General features: G+C 69.9%; 19 protein-coding genes and 1 tRNA gene. 6 read left to right on the top strand and 14 right to left on the bottom strand.

The genetic code is table 11. The annotated features are described in order from the left end of the window. Window positions 1-12 precede the first annotated feature (12 nt). Window positions 13-837: an undecaprenyl-diphosphate phosphatase gene (locus AUC47_RS15370; RefSeq protein WP_096716048.1), complete on the bottom strand. Its 825-nt coding sequence runs from the start codon at window positions 835-837 to the stop codon at window positions 13-15. Window positions 838-888: 51 nt separating this feature from the next. Continuing rightward, entirely contained in the window at window positions 889-2,184 is a 1,296-nt protein-coding gene (locus AUC47_RS15365; RefSeq protein WP_096716047.1) for a M20/M25/M40 family metallo-hydrolase, read from the bottom strand. Window positions 2,185-2,296: 112 nt separating this feature from the next. Between AUC47_RS15365 and AUC47_RS15360 the strand changes: the two genes are divergently transcribed. Beyond that, window positions 2,297-2,379: transfer RNA gene (locus AUC47_RS15360), tRNA-Leu, on the top strand. 88 nt (window positions 2,380-2,467) lie between these two features. Here the strand turns inward: AUC47_RS15360 and AUC47_RS15355 are convergent. Together AUC47_RS15355 and AUC47_RS15350 are read right to left on the bottom strand one after the other, a co-directional pair. After that, the gene (locus AUC47_RS15355; protein ID WP_096716046.1) at window positions 2,468-3,565 is read right to left on the bottom strand and encodes a VIT1/CCC1 transporter family protein; all 1,098 of its coding nucleotides are present in this window, start codon (window positions 3,563-3,565) and stop codon (window positions 2,468-2,470) included. A 122-nt stretch (window positions 3,566-3,687) separates the two neighbouring features. Beyond that, window positions 3,688-5,430, bottom strand: a complete 1,743-nt coding sequence (locus AUC47_RS15350) for a DEAD/DEAH box helicase (protein WP_096716045.1) — start codon at window positions 5,428-5,430, stop codon at window positions 3,688-3,690. Between the two features lie 125 nt (window positions 5,431-5,555). Here AUC47_RS15350 and AUC47_RS15345 point away from each other — a divergent pair, with 125 nt between their 5' ends. Further along, the gene (locus tag AUC47_RS15345; RefSeq protein WP_096716159.1) at window positions 5,556-6,386 is read left to right on the top strand and encodes an SGNH/GDSL hydrolase family protein; all 831 of its coding nucleotides are present in this window, start codon (window positions 5,556-5,558) and stop codon (window positions 6,384-6,386) included. Window positions 6,387-6,407: 21 nt separating this feature from the next. On the opposite strand, the gene AUC47_RS15340 is transcribed toward AUC47_RS15345, so the two are convergent. After that, on the bottom strand, window positions 6,408-7,211 hold the full coding sequence (locus tag AUC47_RS15340) for a TrmH family RNA methyltransferase (protein WP_096716044.1): 804 nt from the start codon (window positions 7,209-7,211) through the stop codon (window positions 6,408-6,410). A gap of 65 nt (window positions 7,212-7,276) precedes the next feature. On the opposite strand from AUC47_RS15340, the gene AUC47_RS15335 reads away from it, so the two are divergent. Both AUC47_RS15335 and AUC47_RS15330 read left to right on the top strand, forming a co-directional pair. Then, the gene (locus AUC47_RS15335) at window positions 7,277-8,116 is read left to right on the top strand and encodes a Sir2 family NAD-dependent protein deacetylase (RefSeq protein ID WP_096716043.1); all 840 of its coding nucleotides are present in this window, start codon (window positions 7,277-7,279) and stop codon (window positions 8,114-8,116) included. Then, window positions 8,113-8,700, top strand: coding sequence for a histidine phosphatase family protein (locus AUC47_RS15330; RefSeq protein WP_096716042.1), 588 nt, complete (start codon window positions 8,113-8,115; stop codon window positions 8,698-8,700). The genes AUC47_RS15335 and AUC47_RS15330 overlap by 4 nt, the downstream gene beginning before the upstream one ends. Before the next feature lie 37 nt (window positions 8,701-8,737). On the opposite strand, the gene AUC47_RS15325 is transcribed toward AUC47_RS15330, so the two are convergent. From AUC47_RS15325 to AUC47_RS15305, 5 genes are read right to left on the bottom strand one after another with little or no spacing between them, the layout of a single operon-like run. Then, window positions 8,738-9,544: an HpcH/HpaI aldolase/citrate lyase family protein gene (locus AUC47_RS15325; RefSeq protein WP_096716041.1), complete on the bottom strand. Its 807-nt coding sequence runs from the start codon at window positions 9,542-9,544 to the stop codon at window positions 8,738-8,740. Beyond that, the gene (locus AUC47_RS15320) at window positions 9,541-10,029 is read right to left on the bottom strand and encodes a MaoC family dehydratase (RefSeq protein WP_096716040.1); all 489 of its coding nucleotides are present in this window, start codon (window positions 10,027-10,029) and stop codon (window positions 9,541-9,543) included. The genes AUC47_RS15325 and AUC47_RS15320 overlap by 4 nt, the downstream gene beginning before the upstream one ends. A gap of 9 nt (window positions 10,030-10,038) precedes the next feature. Further along, window positions 10,039-11,187 (bottom strand): acyl-CoA dehydrogenase family protein, encoded by a 1,149-nt coding sequence (locus AUC47_RS15315; RefSeq protein ID WP_096716039.1) that lies wholly within the window; start codon window positions 11,185-11,187, stop codon window positions 10,039-10,041. Continuing rightward, window positions 11,187-13,088 carry an acetyl/propionyl/methylcrotonyl-CoA carboxylase subunit alpha gene (locus AUC47_RS15310; RefSeq protein WP_096716038.1) on the bottom strand — a complete coding sequence of 634 codons (1,902 nt, stop codon included), beginning with the start codon at window positions 13,086-13,088 and terminating at the stop codon, window positions 11,187-11,189. The genes AUC47_RS15315 and AUC47_RS15310 overlap by 1 nt, the downstream gene beginning before the upstream one ends. A gap of 5 nt (window positions 13,089-13,093) precedes the next feature. After that, the gene (locus AUC47_RS15305) at window positions 13,094-14,647 is read right to left on the bottom strand and encodes a carboxyl transferase domain-containing protein (protein ID WP_256999624.1); all 1,554 of its coding nucleotides are present in this window, start codon (window positions 14,645-14,647) and stop codon (window positions 13,094-13,096) included. Between the two features lie 112 nt (window positions 14,648-14,759). Here AUC47_RS15305 and AUC47_RS15300 point away from each other — a divergent pair, with 112 nt between their 5' ends. Further along, on the top strand, window positions 14,760-15,353 hold the full coding sequence (locus AUC47_RS15300) for a TetR/AcrR family transcriptional regulator (protein WP_096716036.1): 594 nt from the start codon (window positions 14,760-14,762) through the stop codon (window positions 15,351-15,353). Here AUC47_RS15300 and AUC47_RS15295 read toward each other — a convergent pair. The 3 genes from AUC47_RS15295 to pdhA are packed head-to-tail and all read right to left on the bottom strand — an operon-like array spanning window position 15,346 to window position 18,850. Next, window positions 15,346-16,725: a dihydrolipoamide acetyltransferase family protein gene (locus AUC47_RS15295; RefSeq protein WP_096716035.1), complete on the bottom strand. Its 1,380-nt coding sequence runs from the start codon at window positions 16,723-16,725 to the stop codon at window positions 15,346-15,348. The two genes, AUC47_RS15300 and AUC47_RS15295, sit on opposite strands and share 8 nt — an antisense overlap. After that, entirely contained in the window at window positions 16,722-17,732 is a 1,011-nt protein-coding gene (locus AUC47_RS15290; RefSeq protein WP_096716034.1) for an alpha-ketoacid dehydrogenase subunit beta, read from the bottom strand. Before AUC47_RS15290 ends, AUC47_RS15295 begins: the two co-directional genes overlap by 4 nt. Before the next feature lie 2 nt (window positions 17,733-17,734). Continuing rightward, window positions 17,735-18,850: a pyruvate dehydrogenase (acetyl-transferring) E1 component subunit alpha gene (pdhA, locus tag AUC47_RS15285; protein WP_096716158.1), complete on the bottom strand. Its 1,116-nt coding sequence runs from the start codon at window positions 18,848-18,850 to the stop codon at window positions 17,735-17,737. Between the two features lie 168 nt (window positions 18,851-19,018). On the opposite strand from pdhA, the gene AUC47_RS15280 reads away from it, so the two are divergent. Next, complete coding sequence (locus AUC47_RS15280) at window positions 19,019-19,492, top strand: Lrp/AsnC family transcriptional regulator (protein ID WP_096716033.1); 474 nt, start codon at window positions 19,019-19,021, stop codon at window positions 19,490-19,492. On the opposite strand, the gene AUC47_RS15275 is transcribed toward AUC47_RS15280, so the two are convergent. Next, window positions 19,464-20,363, bottom strand: a complete 900-nt coding sequence (locus tag AUC47_RS15275) for an alpha/beta fold hydrolase (protein ID WP_096716032.1) — start codon at window positions 20,361-20,363, stop codon at window positions 19,464-19,466. The two genes, AUC47_RS15280 and AUC47_RS15275, sit on opposite strands and share 29 nt — an antisense overlap. Window positions 20,364-20,380 lie beyond the last annotated feature (17 nt).

The following is a 20,380-nucleotide window of genomic DNA, read 5'->3' as shown; positions in this document are numbered from 1 at the left end:
GTCCCCCGTCGCTCAGGCCGGGATGACGCCGAGGCCGAGGAGGACCAGCAGCACGGATCCGAGCAGGATGCGGTAGATCACGAAGGGCAGGAAGCTGCGCTTCGAGATGTAGTTCATGAAGAACGCGATCACCGCGAGGGCCACGACGAACGCGACGCCGGTCGCCGCGAGCGTGTCGCCGAACGAGAAGAACGACGGCTGGTCCCAGCTCTTGAAGACCTGGTAGAAGCCGCTTCCGAACACCGCGGGGATGGCGAGCAGGAAAGCGTAGCGTGCGGCGGCCGCCCGCTCGTACCCGAGGAAGAGCCCCATCGTGATCGTGCCGCCCGAGCGGGAGACGCCGGGGATCAGCGCGAGCGCCTGAGCGAATCCGTAGGCGACGCCGTGCGGGTACGTGAGGTCGTCCAGCTTGCGACGCTTCGAGCCGACGTAGTCGGCCACGCCGAGCAGGATGCCGAACACGATCAGCATGACCGCGACGATCCACATCGACCGGAAGACCGTCTCGATCTGATCCTGGAACAGCAGCCCCAGCACGACGATGGGGATGCTGCCGATGATGATCATCCAGCCCATGCGCGCATCGGGGTCGCTCTTGGGGGCCTTGCCGATCAGCGACCGGAACCACTGGCGGATGATGCGCACGATGTCACGCCAGAAGAACACGACCACCGCGGCCTCGGTGCCGATCTGCGTGATCGCGGTGAACGCGGCCCCGGGGTCCTCGCCGGAGGGGAGGAACGTGCCGAGGATGCGCAGGTGCGCACTCGAGGAGATCGGCAGGAACTCGGTGAGTCCCTGCACGAGGCCGAGGATGAGCGCTTCGAGCAGGTGCATGGAGGAGCCTTCGGGATGTTCGGGAGCGGCGCGGTCGCGCGGAAGGAGCGCTCAGTACGTGCGCAGCAGATCGGCCAGCACCTGCTGACCGAAGACAAGCGATTCTACGGGCACGCGCTCGTCGACTCCGTGGAACATGCCTGTGAAGTCGAGGTCGGCCGGCAGCCGCAGCGGAGCGAAGCCGTACCCGGTGATGCCCAGGTACGCGAGCGCCTTGTTGTCTGTCCCTGCCCCGAGAAGGTACGGGATGACGGGGACGCCCGGATCGTGTCGCCCCAGGCTGGCCACCATCGCGTCGACCAGGTCGCCCTCGAACGAGGTCTCCATGCCGATGTCGCGCACGACCGTCTGGATCTCGATCTCGTCGCCCACGATCTGCTGCAGCTCGCGCAGTACGTCGTCTTCGGTGCCGGGGATGACGCGGACGTCGATCAGGGCCTCGGCGCGCTCCGGGATGACGTTGTGCTTGTACCCGGCGCTCAGCACGGTCGGGTTCGTCGTCGTGCGGAAGGTCGACCGCAGGAACGCCTCTGCGGGCCCCGCGGCCGCGGCCAGGGCGTCGGGGTCGTCGACCGGGCGCCCCGTGAGGTCGCTCAGGCCCTGCAGCAGTGCCTCCGTGGTCGGTGTGAGTCGGACGGGCCACCGCGTGCGACCGATCGCCGCGACGGCCTCGGCGAGCTTCGTCACCGCATTGTCGTCGTGCAGGCGGCTTCCGTGCCCCGCACGGCCCTTCGCGACGAGTCGGATCCAGATCAGCGCCTTCTCCCCCACCTGCAGCAGATACGCGCGACGGTCGTCGACCGAGATCGAGTATCCGCCGACCTCGCTGATCGCCTCGGTCGCGCCCTCGAACCACTCCGGTCGGTCGCGGACGACGAGAGCAGAGCCCTCGACACCGCCGTTCTCCTCGTCGGCGAAGAACGCCAGGACCAGGTCGCGCTCGGGCTGCTCGCCGGCGCGCAGGATGTCGGCGACCGCGGCGAGGATCATCGCATCCATGTTCTTCATGTCGACCGCTCCGCGGCCCCACAGCATCCCGTCCCGGACGATGCCGGCGAAGGGGTCGACCGTCCAGTCCTCCGGCATGGCCGGCACGACGTCGAGGTGGCCGTGCACCACGAGAGCGGGCTTGCTGCGGTCGCGTCCCGGCACCCTGGCCATCACGTTGGTGCGCCGCGGGATCGGTTCGTAGTACTCGACCTCGAGGCCTAGCTCCGTGAGGTACGCGCCGACGTACTCCGCCGCTTCCCGCTCGCCCTTGGCGTCTCCTCCGCCGAAGTTCGACGTGTCGAAGCGGATCAGGTCTCGGGCCACACGCACGACTTCGGGGAGGGACTGCTCGGTCATGGCTCCAGGCTATCGAAGCGACGAGGCGCGCCCGGGCGACCCCTTCGGTTTCTGAGTGCATCGAGGTGCGTGCTAATGTAAATCTTCGTTCGGCAACGAACATCCAACACCCGCGCGGGTGGCGGAATGGTAGACGCGCTACGTTGAGGTCGTAGTGCCCGTAAGGGCGTGGGGGTTCAAGTCCCCCTCCGCGCACGGACAGGCCCCGGAAGATCACTGATCTCCCGGGGCCTTCTTCGTACCCGGTGTCCGGCCGGCGCGAGGCACCGGCCGGACACCGACGTCATACCGCGCCGACGCCGAACACCAGTCCGAGGATGTACGTGACGGCCGCAGCCCCGAATCCGATCGCCAGCTGGCGCAGCGCGCGACGCAGCGGCGGTCCGCCCGACAGGATGCCGACCATCGCGCCCGTCGACAGCAGCGCGACGCCGACGAGCACGAGAGCGACGACGACCGCCGCTGTCCCCTGGAGGCCGAAGATCCACGGCAGCACGGGGATGATGGCGCCAGAGGCGAAGAGCAGGAACGACGAGATCGCCGCTGTCCAATCGCTGCCGACGATCTCGTGATCGTCGCCGGAGTGCACGTGCACAGGACCGGTGGCGGTGCGCTCGACACCGGCTCTCGCGGCAGCCACGATGCGACGGGCGCGTTCGAGGGCTTCCTTCGGGCCGACGCCGCGCGCGCGGTAGACGAGGGCGAGCTCGTTCTCGTCGATGTCGAGATCGGCGGCGGAGGCTGCCGCGTTCTCGTTCGCCTCGGTCGCCGCGAGCAATTCGCGCTGGGAGCGCACCGAGACGAATTCGCCCGCACCCATGGAGAGCGCACCGGCCAGCAGACCCGCGATGCCGCTGAAGAGCACGAACCCGGAGCTGACCCCGGTCGCGCCGATGCCGAGCACGAGGGCGAGGTTGCTGACGAGACCGTCGTTCGCACCGAACACCGCGGCTCGGAAGGAACCGGACAGTCGGCGCCTCCCTCGAGCGGCGAGTCCGCGCACGACCTCGTAGTGCACCTTCTCGTCGGCCCGCATCGCCGGGGTGGCGTACTGCTCCTCGTCGTACGGCGACCGCGCCTCGGCGCTCTGTGCGAGGGCGAGTACGAAGATCGAGCCGAACCGTCCGGCCATCCGTCCGAGCAGACGAGAGCGGACACCCGCTCTGGGCAGACGTGCCGGCTCGCCGCCGAGGAGGTCGAGCCAGTGCTGCTCGTGGCGTCGCTCGGCCTCGGCGAGTCCGAGCAGGATCTCGCGCTCCTCGCCCGAGCGGCGGTGAGCGAGCCGCTGGTAGACGAGGCCCTCGGCCCGCTCCTCGACGAGGTAGCGGGCCCACCGACGTCGATCGGCGTCGGTCGCGGGGGCGGGCGCAGGTGCGGTCATGACGTCTCCTCGGTACTGCTGGGGGGCGCTTCCACGCTAATCGGCGCGGCGCGGCGAACACGCCCAGATCCCGTGATTGACAGCTTTTCGGGGCGGCGAAGGAATGCGGCCGGAGCCTTCGATCAGGAGCGGACGCGTTTGCGCAACACGTCGATCCTCGCCTGCAGCTGCGTGACCGTGGCCTGGGCGACAGCCGGACCTCCGCAGATGCGCCGCAGCTCGGCGTGCACTGCTCCGTGCGGCTCGCCCTTCTGCCGGGCATAGAGGCCGACGAGGCTGTTCAGCAGCTGCCGCTGCTCCTTCAGCGTGCGGTGCAGGGGTGCCGGCAGCGTCGTCGTCTCGCTGGGTCCGGCCGCGGCCTCTCGCGCCTCACGCAGCCGGGACTGCCGCGCCTGACGCTGCATGAGGAGCTCGTGGACGTGCTCCGGTTCGAGCAGACCGGGGAACCCGATGAACTCCTCCTCCTCGGGCGTGCCCGGTTCGGCGAGCTGGCCGAACTCCTGCCCCTCGAACACGAGCCGATCGAAGTGCGCGATCGACGACAGTGCCTGGTAGCTGAACTCCTGCGTCAGCGCGTCGGATGCCTCGTCCTCGCGGTTCGCGCTGTCGAGGAGCGAGTCCTCGAGCCCGTCGTCGTCCTTCGACTGCCGGTCCAGCGCGTGGTCGCGCTGCTTGTCCATCTCGTTCGCGAGGCCCATCAGCACGGGCACCTGCGGGAGGAACACGCTCGCTGCCTCGCCCCGTCGGCGGGCACGCACGAAGCGACCGATGGCCTGCGCGAAGAAGAGCGGCGTCGACGACGAGGTGGCGTACACGCCGACGGCGAGCCGCGGTACGTCGACGCCCTCCGACACCATGCGCACCGCGACCATCCAGCGATCGTCGCTCGCGCTGAACTTCTCGATCCGCTCCGACGCCGTCGCATCGTCCGAGAGCACGATCGTCGGCTGCTGACGCGTGATGCTGTGGAGGATCTTGGCGTAGGCCCGCGCCACGGTCTGGTCGGTCGCCAGGACGAGTCCGCCGGCGTCGGGGATGTGGTGGCGGATCTCGGTGAGGCGCCGGTCAGCGGCGGAGAGCACCGCCGGCATCCACTCGCCCTCGGGATCCAGGGCCGTCCGCCAGGCCTGTGACGTGACGTCCTTCGTGTTGTCCTGGCCCAGATGCGTCTCGAGCTCATCGCCGGAGCTCGTGCGCCACCGCATCTTGCCCGCATACATGTGGAAGAGCACCGGCCGGACGACGCCGTCGGCGAGGGCTCGCCCGTAGCCGTAGTTGTAGTCGGTCCGCGAGATCCGCGCGCCGGACTCGTCGGGGTGGTACTCGACGAACGGGATCGGCGCCGTGTCGCTGCGGAACGGCGTGCCGGAGAGGAGCAGACGCCTCTTGGCCGGGCCGTAGGCATCGCGGATCGCGTCGCCCCAGCTCAACGCGTCCCCGCCGTGGTGCACCTCGTCGAGGATCACGAGCGTGTTCGCGTCCTCCGTGAGGTGACGGTGCACCGAGGACTTCGCGGCGACCTGCGCGTAGGTCACGACAGCGCCGTGATAGTGCCGCGCGGGCGCCCAGTGACTGTTCTTGAAGTGCGGGTCGAGCCGGATGTGCACACGAGCAGCGGCATCGGCCCACTGCGTCTTCAGGTGCTCGGTCGGGGCGACGACGATGACGCGGTTCACCTCGCCGCTGCGCATGAGCTCGACGGCGAGGGTGAGGGCGAACGTGGTCTTGCCTGCCCCGGGTGTCGCGGCGACGAGGAAGTCGCGTTGATCCGCCTCGAAGTACTGCTCGAGAGCCTCCTGCTGCCAGGCACGCAGCTTGTTGGCGGTTCCCCACGGGGCGCGCTGGGGAAAGGACGGAGAAAGCATCGAGACAACGATAATCGGTGCCGCCGACACCGGATCGCACCGGCACGGATGCCGACCGGCGGAGTAGGCTCGGTCACTGCGCCGCCGCCATCGATGCGCGGCGCACGTTCGCGAAGGAGAGCTGGATGACCGACCAGGATTCGACTCGGACCCCGTACGTGGCCAACGACACGCCCCACCCGTGGCGCCGTTTCGTGGCCGTGGGCGACTCGTTCACCGAGGGGATCGGCGACCCCGATCCCGCCGTTCCCGGCGGTCACCGCGGCTGGGCGGACCGCGTCGCCGAGGTCCTGTCACAGCAGGTCGACGACTTCGCCTACGCGAACCTCGCGGTGCGCGGCAAGCTCATCGCGCAGATCGTCCAGGACCAGATCGAACCGGCCGTCGCGCTGCGCCCCGATCTCGTGTCGATCTGCGCCGGCGGGAACGACGTGATCCGTCCGGGTACCGATCCCGACGCGATCGCCGCACAGCTGGAGGATGCCGTCGCCCGGCTCTCCTCGACGGGTGCGGCGGTGCTGCTGTTCACCGGCATCGACACGGGTTTCACGCCCGTGTTCCGTCCGTTCCGCGGCAAGGTCGCGATCTACAACGAGAACGTGCGGGCGATCGCGGAGCGCCACGACTGCATCGTCGCCGATCAGTGGGCGCTGAAGGTCGTGCAGGACATGCGGTTCTTCGACGACGACCGCCTGCACTACAACGCGCTCGGCCACCACGAGGTCGCTCGGATGGTGCTGCGGGCGCTCAACGTGCCCAACGACCTGGAGTCGATGCAGCCGGAGGCCCTCCCCGTTCGCACCTGGCGCGAGGCGCGTGCCGAAGACCTCGGCTGGGCACGCGAGCACCTCGTCCCGTGGGTGCTGCGTCGGCTGCGTCACCAGTCCTCCGGCGACCACGTCGCGGCGAAGCGCCCCGAGGCGGCGCCGTTCCTGCGGCTGCCCGAGAACCGCTGACCTCGGCGCCCGGGCTGAGGGTCACTCCTCGCCGAGCGCCCACAGGGCGACGGCAGCCGCCGATGCGACGTTGAGCGAGTCCACTCCCCCGCTCATCGGGATGGTCACGACGTGATCGGCCAGCGCCAGCGCCTCGGCCGACAGCCCGTCGCCCTCCGACCCCATCATCAGCGCGACGCGCTCCGGACGCTCGCGCACGAAGTCGCGCAGCGGGACGGCGCGCTCGTCGAGAGCGAGAGCCGTAGTCGCGATCGCCTCGTCACGGAGCGCGTCGACGCTGCTCTTCCAGTCCGGCATGCGCGTCCACGGCACCTGGAACACCGTGCCCATGCTGACGCGCACGCTCCGGCGGTAGAGCGGGTCGGCGCAGCCGGGTGACACCAGCACCGCATCCGCGCCCAGCCCCGCTGCCGCGCGGAACGCGGCGCCGATGTTCGCGTGGTCGCCGATGTCGGCGAGGATCAGGACGAGCCGTGCATCCGCCACGACCGAGGCAACGCTCGGCAGCGCGGGGCGATGCATGGAGGCGAGGGCGCCGCGGTGGACGGCGAAGCCCGCGACGGCCTCCGCGACGGCATCGGGGACCACGTAGACCGGCACATCGTGATCGGCCATGATCGAGCGGATGCCGTCGACCCACCGCCGCTGCACCATCACCGATCGGGGGCGGTGCCCGGCGACGACGGCGCGCTCGATGACCTTCGCCGACTCCGCGATGTACAGACCGCCCTCTGGTTCCGCGATTCGGCGCAGCGCGGTGTCGGTGAGCCCGCGGTAGTCGTCGAGTCGCGGGTCGTCGGCATCCGTCAGTTCCAGCAGTTCCACGCCTCCACTCTCCCATCTGCGACCCGCTGTCGGCGTCACGCCGTAGACTCGCTGCAGGAGGTCCCGTGAGTGATTCGAGTCCGGCCGCGCTGTCGGCCGTCGTCGCTCGCACCGCCGAACTCCTGGCCGGCCGCCGCATCGCCCTTCTCACGGGAGCCGGGATCTCGACCGACTCCGGCATCCCGGCCTACCGCGGCGAGGGCGCGCGCACCCGCTCCGACCCCATGACCATTCAGCGCTACCTCGGCGACGAGGCGGCGCGTCGTCGCTACTGGGTCGGCGGCCATCTGGGCTGGCGGGCCTTCGCCCGCGCGGAGCCCAATCCCGGACACGTCGCACTCGCGGAGATGGAGAGCGCAGGTCGCGTGAGCGGTGTCATCACCCAGAACGTCGACGGTCTGCATCTGCGCGCCGGAAGCTCGCACGTGATCGAGGTCCACGGCACAATGCGCCGCGTGGTATGCCTGCACTGCGGGCAGGTGTTCGACCGTCGCGACATCGCCACGCAGATCGAGGAACGCAACCCCTGGATCACGGTGCCCGAGAACGTGAAGCTCGCTCCCGACGGCGACGTGCTGCCGGAGAGCACCGAGGGATTCGTCGTGCCGTCGTGCACGGTCTGCGACGGGATGCTGAAGCCGGACGTCGTGTTCTTCGGCGAGTACGTCCCGCTCGACCGCTTCAAGGCCGCCGAGTCGCTGCTGCGATCGAGTGACGCGATGATCGTCGCCGGGTCGTCGCTCGTCGTGAACTCCGGCGTGCGCCTCGTCGAGCGGGCGCGACGTCGAAGCATCCCGCTCGTCATCATCAACCGCGAACCGACGCGCGCCGACGCCTGGGCCGATGTCACCATCGCCGCAGGCACGAGCGACGTCCTGCCCGCCCTTCAGGAGCTTCTCGCATGACCCTCATCACCCTCGTCCGCCACGGTCAGACCGACTGGAACCTCGCCCGTCGCATCCAGGGGTCGACCGACATCCCGCTGAACGAGACGGGGCGCGCCGACGCTCGCACGGCCGCCGGACTGCTCACCGATACGACCCACCACGCGATCTACGCCAGCCCGCTCGTGCGCGCTCGCGAGACCGCGGAGATCATCGCGGCGGAGCTCGGGCTGGGCTCCCCCACCCTGGTGCCGGACATGCGCGAGCGCGAGTTCGGCGAGGGCGAGGGCAAGCTCGTCGCCGAGTATCTCGAGCTGTACGGCGACTGGCTCGCCCCGGTGCCGGGCGCGGAGACCCTCGAGGGTGTCGCCGACCGCGCGCTGCGTGCTCTCGACGGGATAGCCCGCGACTCGCGGCGACGCTCATCCCCCGTGGCCGAATCCGTGATCGTCGTGACACACGGAGGAGTGATCCGGTCGCTGATCGACCACGTGTCCGGTGGCACGCTCCCCCGGGTGGGCGAGGTGCTCGCCAACGGCTCGGTGCACCGCTTCGAGGCGTCGCCCGGGTCCCTGCGACTGCTCGAGCCGGCGATCCTGCTCTGATCGACCGTCCGCTTCTCGGCGCCGGGCGACGCTCCGCTCAGCGCGCGCGAGCGAGGATCGATCGGGCGTGCCGCAGCACGGGCTCGTCGATCATCCGCCCGCGGAACCGGAACACGCCCCGCTCCGACTCCGCCGCGCTCATCACGGCATCGGCCCATTCCACCGTCTCGGCGTCGGGCGCATACGCGGCGCGGATGACCGCGACCTGACTCGGGTGGATGCACGCGGTCGCGGCGAAGCCCGACGCCACGGCATCGCGCGCCTCGGACTCGAGCCCCGCGATGTCGTCGATGTCGATGTGGACGGCGTCGATCGCCGCCTTGCCCTGCGCGCCGGCCTCGAGGAGAACGCGAGATCGCGCGTAGCGGGCGATGTCGCGGTAGCCCCCGGCATCCGTCCGACTCGAGGTTCCGCCCAGCGAGGCGACGAGATCCTCCGCGCCCCACATCATCGCCACGACACGGGGATGGGCGGCGATGCGATCCGCGGCCTGCACGCCGCGTGCCGTCTCGCACAGCGCGATCAGCTCGAAGCGCTCGTCGAAGGCAGACAGCGCCTCGGGGTCCTCGGTCTTCGCCACCATCACGCGGCGGAAGTCCGTCTGGTTCAACGTCGCGAGATCCGACACGAACTCCGCCGACCCGGGAGAGTTCACCCGCACGATCACTCGGTCGGGATCGAGGTGCGCGTCGACGAGGTTCCCCCGAGCCGCGACCTTCGCATCCGGGAGGACGGCGTCCTCGAGGTCGAGGATCACGGCGTCCGCCTTGCGGAGCGCGCCCTCGAAGCGCTCCGGACGATCGGCGGGGCAGAACAGCAGGGCCGGTCCGAGCTCGAACGTCATCGGGTCTCCTCCTCCGGGCTGCAGCGGACGAGCACTGATCGGGTGGCCGTCGCGACGACGACGCCGTTCTGATTGCGACCCGTGTGGGCGATCGACACGATGCCCTGACCGGGGCGGGACCCCGACAGTCGCTTCTCGGAGATGACGCTCTCGGTGTAGAGGGTGTCGCCGGCGAAGAGCGGATGCGGGAACGCGATCTCACCGAACCCGAGCTGCGCCACGAGGGTTCCCTGCGTGAGCTGAGCGACGGACGACCCGACCATGGTCGACAGCGTCCACATCGAGTTCATGAGGCGCGCGTGGAAAGGCTCCCGGGCGTCGGCGAACGCCGCGTCGAGGTGGAGCGCCTGCGTGTTCATCGTGAGCGTGGTGAACAGCACGTTGTCGGCCTCGGTCGCGGTGCGCCCCGGACGGTGCAGGTACCGGGCGTCGACCTCGAACTCCTCGAAGTACAGCCCGCGCTGGACGATGTCGTGCGTGGTCATGCCGCCACGCTACCCGGCGAGCCCGAGGGCCCGTGCGATCACGAGCAGCTGGACCTCGGTCGTCCCCTCCCCGATCTCGAGGATCTTCGAATCCCGGTAGTGCCTGGCGACGGGGAACTCGTTCATGAAGCCGTTCCCGCCGAAGATCTGCGTGGCGTCGCGCGCGTTGTCCATCGCGGCCTCGCCCGCGACGAGCTTCGCGATCGCTGCCTGCTCGGCGAACGGTCGCCCGGCGTCACGCAGACGGGCAGCGTGGTGCCAGGCAAGGCGAGCGGTGTGCACGCGGGCCCGCATCCGCGCGAGCGTGAACTGCGCGTTCTGCCGCGTGCTGAGCGCGCTGCCGAAGATCGTGCGGCTCTTCGCGTAGTCGACGGCGGCTTCGAGGCATCCCTCCGCGGCTCCCGTGGACAGGGCGGCGATCGCGATCCGCCCCTCGTCGAGGATGCTGAGGAAGTTGCGGAAGCCGCTCCCCCGCTGTCCGAGCAGATTGACGGCGGGGACCCGAGCGTCGTCGAAGGTCAGCGGGTGCGTGTCGGATGCGTTCCAGCCGACCTTGTCATAGGGGGCCTCGACGGTGAACCCGGGGGTGCCGTTCGGCACGATGATCGTCGAGATCTCCTTGCGTCCGTCGACCTCGCCGGTCACCGCCGTCACGGTGACGAACCGTGTGATCGGTGTGCCGGAGTTCGTGATGAACTGCTTCGAGCCGGTGATCACCCACTCGTCGCCGTCGAGACGCGCCGTGGTGCGCGTGGCGCCCGCATCGCTGCCTGCCTCGGGTTCGGTGAGGCCGAAGCCGGCGAGAGCGCGTCCGGCGAGGAGGTCGGGAAGGAGCTCCTGCTTCTGCTCCTCCGTGCCGAAGCGGAAGATCGGCATCGCGCCGAGGCTGACCCCCGCCTCCAGGGTTATCGCGATCGACTGGTCGACGCGTCCGAGCGCCTCGATGGCGATGCCGAGCGCCATGTAGTCGCCACCCTGGCCGCCGTACTCCTCGGGGAACGGGAGGCCGAACAGGCCCAGGTCGCCCATCGCCGCCACGACGTCCATCGACAGGGTGTGCGTGCGGTCCGCCTCGTACGACTGGGGCGCCACCACGGTGTCGGCGAACTCGCGCACCATCGCGGAGAGCTCGCGCTCCTCCTCGGTCAGCTGATCCATCATTCGTTCTCCTCCGTCACTCGCGCCACCGGCTGGTCGCGTCGAACCTGGTCCCCCACAGCGACGAGCACCTGCACGGTGCCGTCCTGCGGGGCGAGCACAGGGTGCTCCATCTTCATCGCCTCGATCGAGACGAGCGGATCGCCCGCCTTCACGGTGGCGCCGTCGACGACGTGCACGGCGACGACGCTGCCCGGCATGGGCGCACGGCCCTCCGGACCTGCTCCGCCCGCTCCCTCGTCGCGTGTCCGCAGGCGCCTCATGGTCGTGGCCCGTCGGTCGAGCGGCGCGAGACGGGCGGATCGCCCGGCCTCGCTCACCCACACCGCGCCGTCGGCATCGAGTGCGGTCGAGATCCCGGAACCGCTCGTTCCCTCGACGCCGTCGATCACCTGACCGTCGTCCGTGAGGAAGGCGAGAGCGCGCTGTCGCGGATCGGAGAGGGCCGCCCACACACTGCCGGCGCGGGCCGCACGATCGGCCTTCGCTTCCTGCGCACTCAGGACGCGCTCACGCGCCGCGCCGAGCATGGCCGGTGAGGGCGGCTCCGCCACGACGGGCAGAAGCGTGTCGATGATGCCGGTGTCGAGGTCTCCTTCGACCACCCGAGGATCACGGCAGAGCTGTCGGAGGAACTCGATGTTCGTCTCCACGCCGAGCACGACGGTCGAGGCCAGCGCCTCGTCGAGCCGGCGCAGTGCGGCCTCCCGGTCGGCGGCCACGGCGATGACCTTCGCGATCATTGGGTCGTAGAAGCCCGACACCTCGGAGCCTGACTCCACCGCGGCATCGACCCGCACACCTGTGGGCGGCTCGAACAGGAGCACCTGTCCCGTCGAGGGGAGGAATCCGCGGTGCGGTGATTCGGCGTAGATCCGCGCCTCGACCGCGTGGCCGTTGAGCTCGGCAGCCGGGTCCAGCGTGCCGCCCGCGGCCACGCGCAGCTGCAGCTCCACGAGGTCGAGGCCGGTGACCTCCTCTGTGACGGGATGCTCCACCTGCAGGCGCGTGTTCATCTCGATGAAGAACACGTCCTCCGGCGCGTCCGCGTCGACGAGGAACTCCACCGTTCCCGCTCCCACGTACGAGACGCTCTCCCCCGCCTGCACGGCGGCAGCGAGAAGAGTCCGCCTCGTGGTCTCCGGGATGCCCGCGGACGGCGCCTCCTCGATGACCTTCTGGTGTCGGCGCTGAAGCGTGCACTCGCGCTCGCCGAGGGCGATCACCGTGCCGTGCGTATCCCCGAAGACCTGCACCTCGATGTGACGGGGCCGGCGGATCAACCGCTCGAGGATGAGCGAGTCGTCGCCGAAGGCCGCCTTCGCGACGCGACGCGCCGACGCGAGGGCGGGTGCGAGGCCCGCGGCGTCCGCGACGACCTCCATGCCCTTGCCGCCGCCACCCGCGCTGGGCTTGACGAGAAGCGGAAAGCCCACGGACTCCGCTTCGTCGGCGATCTCGCGGTCCGACAGGCCGCGCGCGTCGAACCCCGGCACCACGGGAACGCCCGAGCGCATGACGTGGTCCCGCGCTCGCGCCTTGTCGCCCATGATCTGCAGGGCGTCGACGCCGGGGCCGATGAAGACGATGCCGCTCTCCGCGCACGCCTCGGCGAGACCGACGCTCTCCGACAGGAAGCCGTAACCGGGGTGGATCGCCTGCGCGCCGGTGCTCCGTGCGGCGGCGATCACGGCATCGATGTCGAGATAGGACTCGGCGGCCGGAGGGGGGCCGATCCGCACGGCGCTATCCGCTTCGCGCACATGCGGCGCGTCCGCGTCGGCATCGCTGTACACGGCGACGCTGCGGATGCCGAGAGATCGGAGCGTACGGATCACCCGTCGGGCGATCTCGCCGCGGTTGGCGACGAGGACGGTCTGGAAGTACGAGGTCGTCGACATGGCGGTCACATCCTGAAGAGGCCGAAGCGGGGCTCGGGCAGAGGGGTGCGCGCGACGACGTCGAGCGCGAGACCGAGGAGGTCGCGGGTCTGCGCCGGATCGATGATCCCGTCGTCCCAGAGCCGTGCCGTCGCGTAATACGGCTCGCCCTGCGTCTCGTACTGCTCGCGGATCGGCTGCTGGAATGCGGAACGCTCATCGGCGCTCCACGACTCGCCTCGTGCGGCGAGCTGGTCCTCCTTCACCGTGGCGAGGACGGATGCCGCCTGCGCGCCGCCCATGACGGAGATCCGACTGGCCGGCCAGGTCCACAGGAATCGAGGCGAGTACGCGCGTCCGCACATGGAGTAGTTGCCGGCGCCGAATGAGCCGCCGACGATCACGGTGAGCTTCGGCACCCTCGTGCTCGCGACGGCGGTGACCATCTTCGCGCCGTCCTTCGCGATCCCGCCGGCCTCGGCATCCGATCCGACCATGAAGCCCGTGATGTTCTGCAGGAACAGCAGGGGGACGCCGCGCTGGTCGCAGAGCTCGATGAAGTGGGCGCCCTTGAGCGCCGACTCGCTGAAGAGCACGCCGTTGTTGGCGACGATGCCCACCGGGTGACCGTGCAGCCGTGCGAATCCGGTGACGAGCGTGGTGCCGTACTCGGCCTTGAACTCGCGGAAGCTGTCTCCGTCGACGAGACGGTCGATGACCACGTGCACGTCGTACGCCTCGTTGACGTCGACCGGCACGACGTCGTACAGAGACCCGAGCTCGGCGGGAGGTCTGTTCTCGTGCACCTCCCACGCGGGCGGGGCCGGAGCGGGGAGCGTGGCGACGATGTCGCGGAGGATCTCGAGCGCGTGCTCGTCGTCGTCGGCGAGGTGGTCGACGACGCCGCTGCGACGGGCGTGCAGTTCGCCGCCGCCGAGCTCCTCGGCTGTGACGACCTCGCCGATCGCGGCCTTCACGAGCGGCGGCCCGCCCAGGAAGATCGTCCCCTGGTTGCGGACGATCACCGTCTCGTCGCTCATCGCCGGCACATATGCGCCGCCGGCAGTGCAGGATCCGAGCACGGCGGCCAGCTGCGGGATGCCCTCCGCCGACATCCGCGCCTGGTTGTAGAAGATGCGGCCGAAGTGCTCGCGGTCGGGGAACACTTCGTCCTGCTTCGGCAGGAACGCACCGCCGGAGTCGACGAGATAGAGGCACGGCAGCCTGTTCTCGAGCGCGATTTCCTGCGCGCGCAGGTGCTTCTTCACGGTGAGGGGCAGATAGGTCCCTCCTTTGACCGTGGCGTCGTTGCACACGACCATGACGTGCCGACCGTGCACGAGGCCGATGCCGGCGATGACTCCTGCCCCCGGCGCTTCACCGTCGTACAGGCCATCGGCGGCGAGGGGTGCGATCTCCACGAAGGGGCTGCCCTCGTCCAGCAACCGGGTCACCCGGTCGCGCGGGAGCAGCTTTCCGCGGGCCACGTGCCTCTGCCGCGAGGCCTCCGGCCCGCCGCGTGCGGCGGTCGCGAGGCGCTGGCGCAGATCCGCTGCCAGGGTCTCCTGGGATACCGGCATCGTGTTGTCCTCCTCGACCCACATCGCGCCTCTGTAACGATCGGCGCGCTCGATGCGCTTTTCGGTTAGTGTTCACTAACCGATTGCATCAGGTTAGCGAGGATTAACTGAGATGACAACCCCCGTGACGGCCCGCGACCGCGCCAAGGCCGAGCGCTCCGACGCCATCCTCCGCGAGGCCGCGCGGCTCTTCGCCGAGCGCGGCTACAACGGCGTGAGCCTGGAGGACATCGGTGCGGCCGTCGGTGTGTCGGGCCCGGCCGTGTACCGCCACTTCGCCGGCAAGCAGGCGCTGCTGGGCGCCGTGCTGGTGCAGGTCAGCGAGGACCTCATCTCCGGCGGCACGGACGTCGCGGCGCGGGCCGCGGACGATGCGGAGAGGATGCGGGCGCTGATCGCGTTCCATGTGGAATTCGCGCTCGGTCACGCCGACGTGATCCGCGTGCACGATCGGGACGTCGTGCAGCTCGCTGCAAGCGATCACGCCGAGGTGCGGCGACTGCAGCGGGCCTACATCGAGCTGTGGATCCGCACGCTGGCGCCGCTGGTCGAGGCGGACCTCGACGAACTGCGCCTGCGCGTGCAGGCCTGCTTCGGTCTCATCAACTCCACGCCGCACAGCACGCGCTCCGCATCGCGCCGCCGCTCCGCGACCGCCGCGGTGCTCGGGGCGATGGCGGAGGCGGCGCTGCGCGCACCTAGCTGAACAGCATCGCCCGACCCGGCTCCTCCAGCACGTCGGCGACGTCCTTGAGGAACCGCGCACCCTCTGCCCCGTCGACCAGTCGATGGTCGAACGAGAGGCTCAGGGTCATCAACTGCCGCAGAGCGATCTCGCCGCGGTACTCCCACGGCTGTCGCCGGACAGCACCGACGGCGAGGATGCCCGATTGCCCCGGCGGCAGGATCGGGGTGCCGGCGTCGACACCGAACACGCCGATGTTCGAGATCGAGAAGGTGCCGCCGGCGAGCTCAGCCGGCGACGTCTTGCCCGACCGCGCCGTGCTCGCCAGGGCGGAGATCGCGTCCGCCAGCTGTGTGAGCGTGAGCGACTGAGCCTCCCTGATGTTCGGGACGATGAGACCGCGATCAGTCGCCGCGGCGATACCGAGGTCGACGTACCCGTATTCGACGATCTCGCCCGCCTGCTCATCCCAGTGGGAGTTGAGGCCCGGCGTGCGCGGCAGGGCCATGCACACCGCCTTGGCGACCACGGCCAGCGGTCCGATCCGATGCTCGGCCAAGCGCCGATCCTCCCGCAGCGAGGCGACGAGGTCCATGGTCGCGGTCACATCGACCGTGTGAAAGACCGTGACGTGCGGCGCCGTGAACGCGCTCTGCACCATGGCGGCCGCCGTGTGCTTGCGGACTCCGCGGATCGGGATGCGCGTCTCGCGGTCCCGCGCGCCGAGCCCGGCCGGACTGTCCGGTACCGCCGAGGCCGGCGCCGCCGCCGTCGTCGACGGCGGAGCCATGACCGGCGCCGCTCCGACGCGGGCCGCGTAGGCGTCGACGTCGGCACGAGTGATGAGCCGGTCACCGACCTCCGCGGCGATCAGCACCAGGTCGACGCCGAGGCGCTTCGCGTGCGCGCGCACCGGCGGAGTGGAGCGCGGTCGCTCGACGACCGTCTCCGACGACAGCGAGGGCGTGGCGTCGTGCGGCGCCGCCTCGAGCACGGCGGTGTCGGTTTGCGGCAGCACTCCCCCACGACGTGCGCGACGAGCCGGGCGGCCGGATGCCGTGGGCGCCGCACCGTAGCCGACGAGGTTGGGCTGCGCCTTCTCCTCGGCATCCGCGGTCGCGCGCTGTTCGGGCGCGGATACCTGTTCATCGGCACCCTGCACGTCGAACGCGATGAGCGGCGCGCCGACGGCCACGGTCTCCCCCGCCTCGGCATGCAGAGTCGAGACGGTGCCCTCGTACGGCGAGGGCAATTCGACGACGGCCTTCGCGGTCTCAACCTCGGCCAGGGTCTGGTTCAACGCGACGGGGTCGCCCGGGGAGACGAGCCATTGCACGACCTCCGCCTCGGTCAGGCCCTCGCCCAGGTCGGGAAGGCGGAACTCTGCGATCATGCGTCGGCCCCCGTCAGGCTGTTCGGTCGGTCCATGACCCGGTCGACCGCGTCGAGCAGCCGGTCGAGGTCGGGGAGGTGGTGCTTCTCGAGCTTCGCGGGCGGGTACGGGATGTCGTGACCCGTCACCCGCAGCGGCGCCGACTCGAGGTATTCGAAGCAGCGTTCGGTGATGCTCGCGATGACCTCGGCAGCCACACCCGCCTCGCGGGAGGCCTCGTGCGCGACGACCACGCGTCCCGTCTTGCGCACCGATGCGGCCACGGAGTCGTAGTCGACGGGCGACAGTGACCGGAGGTCGATCACCTCGAGCGAGACGCCCTCGTCTTCCGCGGCATCGGCGGCCTGCAGCGCGGTGCCCACCATCGCCCCGTAGGTGATGAGCGTGGCATCCGTGCCTGGTCTCACGACGCGCGCGAGTCCCATCGGCGCAGCGTCCGCGAGGGGCGCCTCGAGGTCGACCTCCCCCTTGTGGTGGTACAGGCGCTTGGGCTCGAAGAAGATCACGGGGTCGTCGCTCGTGATCGCCTGCCGAAGGCTGCGATAAGCGTCTTCCGGATTCGAGACGGCGATCACACGCAGGCCCGCCGTGTGCACGAAGTACGCCTCCGGCGACTCCGAGTGATGTTCGGCGGCACCGATGCCTCCCGCCCACGGGATGCGGATCGTGATCGGCATCCTCACCCGTCCCTGGGTGCGATAGTGCAGCTTCGCGACCTGCGCGACGATCTGGTCGAACGCCGGGTACACGAAGCCGTCGAACTGGATCTCGACGACCGGGCGGTATCCGCGGAACGCGAGTCCGACGGCCATCCCGACGATGCCGGACTCCGCCAGCGGGGTGTCGATGACGCGCGCCGGCCCGAACTCGTCCAGCAGCCCGTCGGTGATGCGGAAGACCCCACCGAGCTTCCCGATGTCCTCGCCCAGCAGCACGACCCTGTCGTCGTCGCGCATCGCCTGACGCAATCCTGCCCCGAGAGCCTTCCCGAGAGTGAGCTCCGCCACGATCAGACCTCGCCCTCGAACGTCGAGAGATACGCCGCGTACTCGTCGCGCTGGCGCTCGAGCCCGGCGTGCGGCTCGGCGTACACGCCGTCGAAGACCGCGAGCGGCTCACGGGTGACCATGCCGAGGCACTCCGCCCGCATCTCCTTCGCCACGGCGTCCGCCACCGCCTGCGTCTCGGCGAGGTGCTCGTCGTCGAGCTCGCCGATCCCCCGCAGGTAGGTCTCCAGACGGGCGATCGGGTCGCGGTCGCGCCACGCGTCGAGCTCCTCGGCCGGGCGGTATCTCGTCGGGTCGTCGGCCGTCGTGTGCGGCCCCATCCGGTACGTGACGGCCTCGATGTAGGCGGGGCCCTTGCCCGACCGAGCGTGGTCGAGCGCCCACCGCATCGCCGCCATGCATGCCAGGACATCGTTGCCGTCCACACGCAGGCTCGGGATGCCGAAGCCCGGCGCCCGCCCTGCGATGGGGTACTGCGACTGCAGCGCCACCGGTTCCGAGATCGCCCAGTGGTTGTTCTGACACACGAACACGACGGGCGCCTGATACGACGCGGCGAAGATCATCGCCTCGTTCACGTCGCCCTGGCTCGTCGCACCGTCGCCGAAATAGGTGACGGCCACCTCATCGGCACCGTCGTGACGGATGCCGAGGGCATACCCGACCGCGTGCAGCGACTGCGCCCCGATGATGATCTGCAGCGGCGCGACGCGGAGTGCCGCAGGGTCATGCCCCGCACCTTCCTCACCCCGCCACATGCGCACGTAGTCGCCGGGCTGAGCGCCGCGCGCGTAGATGACGCCGGTCTCCCGGTAGCTCGGGAACACGTAGTCATGCGGGGCCAGAGCCCGTGCCGTGCCGATCTGCGTGGCCTCCTGCCCCTGGCACGGCGCCCAGAGGCCGAGCTGCCCCTGACGCTGGAGGGCGACGCCCTCCGTGTCGATACGGCGGAGCACGACCATGTCGCGGAGCAGCGCGCGCAGCTGCGCGGGGTCGACGTCCTGTACGAAGCGGTCGAGCTGCGGGTTGGGGATCCGCACGCCGTCGGGGGTCAAGATGCGCTCGGCGAGCTCCAGATCCTGCGCGGTGTCGGCGATCGGGGTGATCTGCGGTGACATCATCGTCCTCCTCATTCGCGGCGTCCTCGCGGGGCGCGGCACGCGGGGCCGGCATCGTCACCGGCTAACCAGAGCGTACGTCCGCTCATCACCTCGCTCAAGCAATGGAAGAGCGCTTGAGCATGTTGCTCAATTCAGCGGAATACCGCCCTGCTACTCTTTGGCACTATGGCTGGCCTCGACCGCATCGATCTGGAACTCCTCGCCGCGCTCGCCGACGATCCGCGAGTCACGATCGTGGCGCTCGCTGAAAATCTCGGCCTCTCGCGCAACACCATCCAGGCGCGCATGGCGCGTCTCGAGCAGACCGGCGTCTTCCTCTCCTACGAGAGGTCGTTCTCCACCGACGTGCTCGGATTCCCCCTGCAGGCCTTCGTGAGCATCGGCGTGCGTCAGACCGAGCTGCCGCGCATCATCAACGAGCTCGCGCGCATCCCCGAGGTCGTGCAGGCGCACGGTCTCAGCGGCTCCATCGACCTGCTCGCGCGGGTCGCGTGCCGCGACGCCCGTCACCTGTTCGACACCGACGCGCGCATCCTGTCGATCGAGGGGGTCGAGCGCACCGAGACGTCGCTCGCCATGGGCGAAGTCATCCCGTTCCGGGTCGCCGGGCTCATCGGGCTCGCGAAACGGGAATCCTGAGGAAGCGACGGATCGCGCCGGCGGCCTCGGCCGGCGTCTCGTAGTGGATCAGGTGCCCGACATGGGCGATCTCGACGAGCTCCGCGTCGGGGAAGCGCTTCACGAGCTCCCGCTCGACCTCGATCGGCGTGATGTCGTCGCGTTGCGCCGCGATCAGCAGTGTCGGGACGTCGATGGACGAGGCGAACTGGCTCACGTCGTGCGAGACGCTCGCGACGAAGGCGTCCCGCAGCACGTCGCGGTCGGCGAAGCGCGAGAAGTACGTGTCGTGCTGATCGTGAATGAATCGTCGCAGTGCCGGGTCGGAGGTCTTCGCCATGGCGATGCTCATGACCCGCACGATCAGTCCGTTCCTCAGCAGTGCCGTGCCGAGCCTCTCGGGCAGCTTTGCTCCGAGCGCGTAGTAGAGCACCGCGAGGCGGGTCATGACGCCCTTCGGCCCTTCGAGCGCCGGCGCGCCGATCGGATTCATCAGGATCAGCTTCGGGGTCGCAAGTCCTGACGCCACGGCGGCGGAGGTGACGATCGATCCGAAGGAGTGACCGAGGACGACGGCCCCCGGAGCGACCCGGGCGGCGAAATCGATCAACCATGCCGCGTACTCGTCGAGGTCGTACGTCCTCCCGGGGACGGGGGCGGACTCGCCGAAGCCCGGCAGGTCGGGAGCGATGACCCGCGCCTCGGGGAGGAAGGCGAGCACGGACTCGAGGCCGTGATGCTCGCCCCGGAACCCGTGCACCGCGATCAGGGTGACCTCGGCGTCTGCCGGGCCGTACACCCAGTAGGCGGTGTCAGCGCCGCGCACCTGCACATCGTGCCGTTCCACCGGCAGTCTGCTCAGGCGGTCTGCGTACGGCGAGTTGACGGTCATTCCCCAAGTCTACGGAT

Source organism: Microbacterium sp. SZ1 (genome assembly GCF_002362255.1).
Taxonomy (GTDB): Bacteria; Actinomycetota; Actinomycetes; order Actinomycetales; family Microbacteriaceae; genus Microbacterium.
This window is presented reverse-complemented; position numbering and strand designations above follow the sequence as displayed.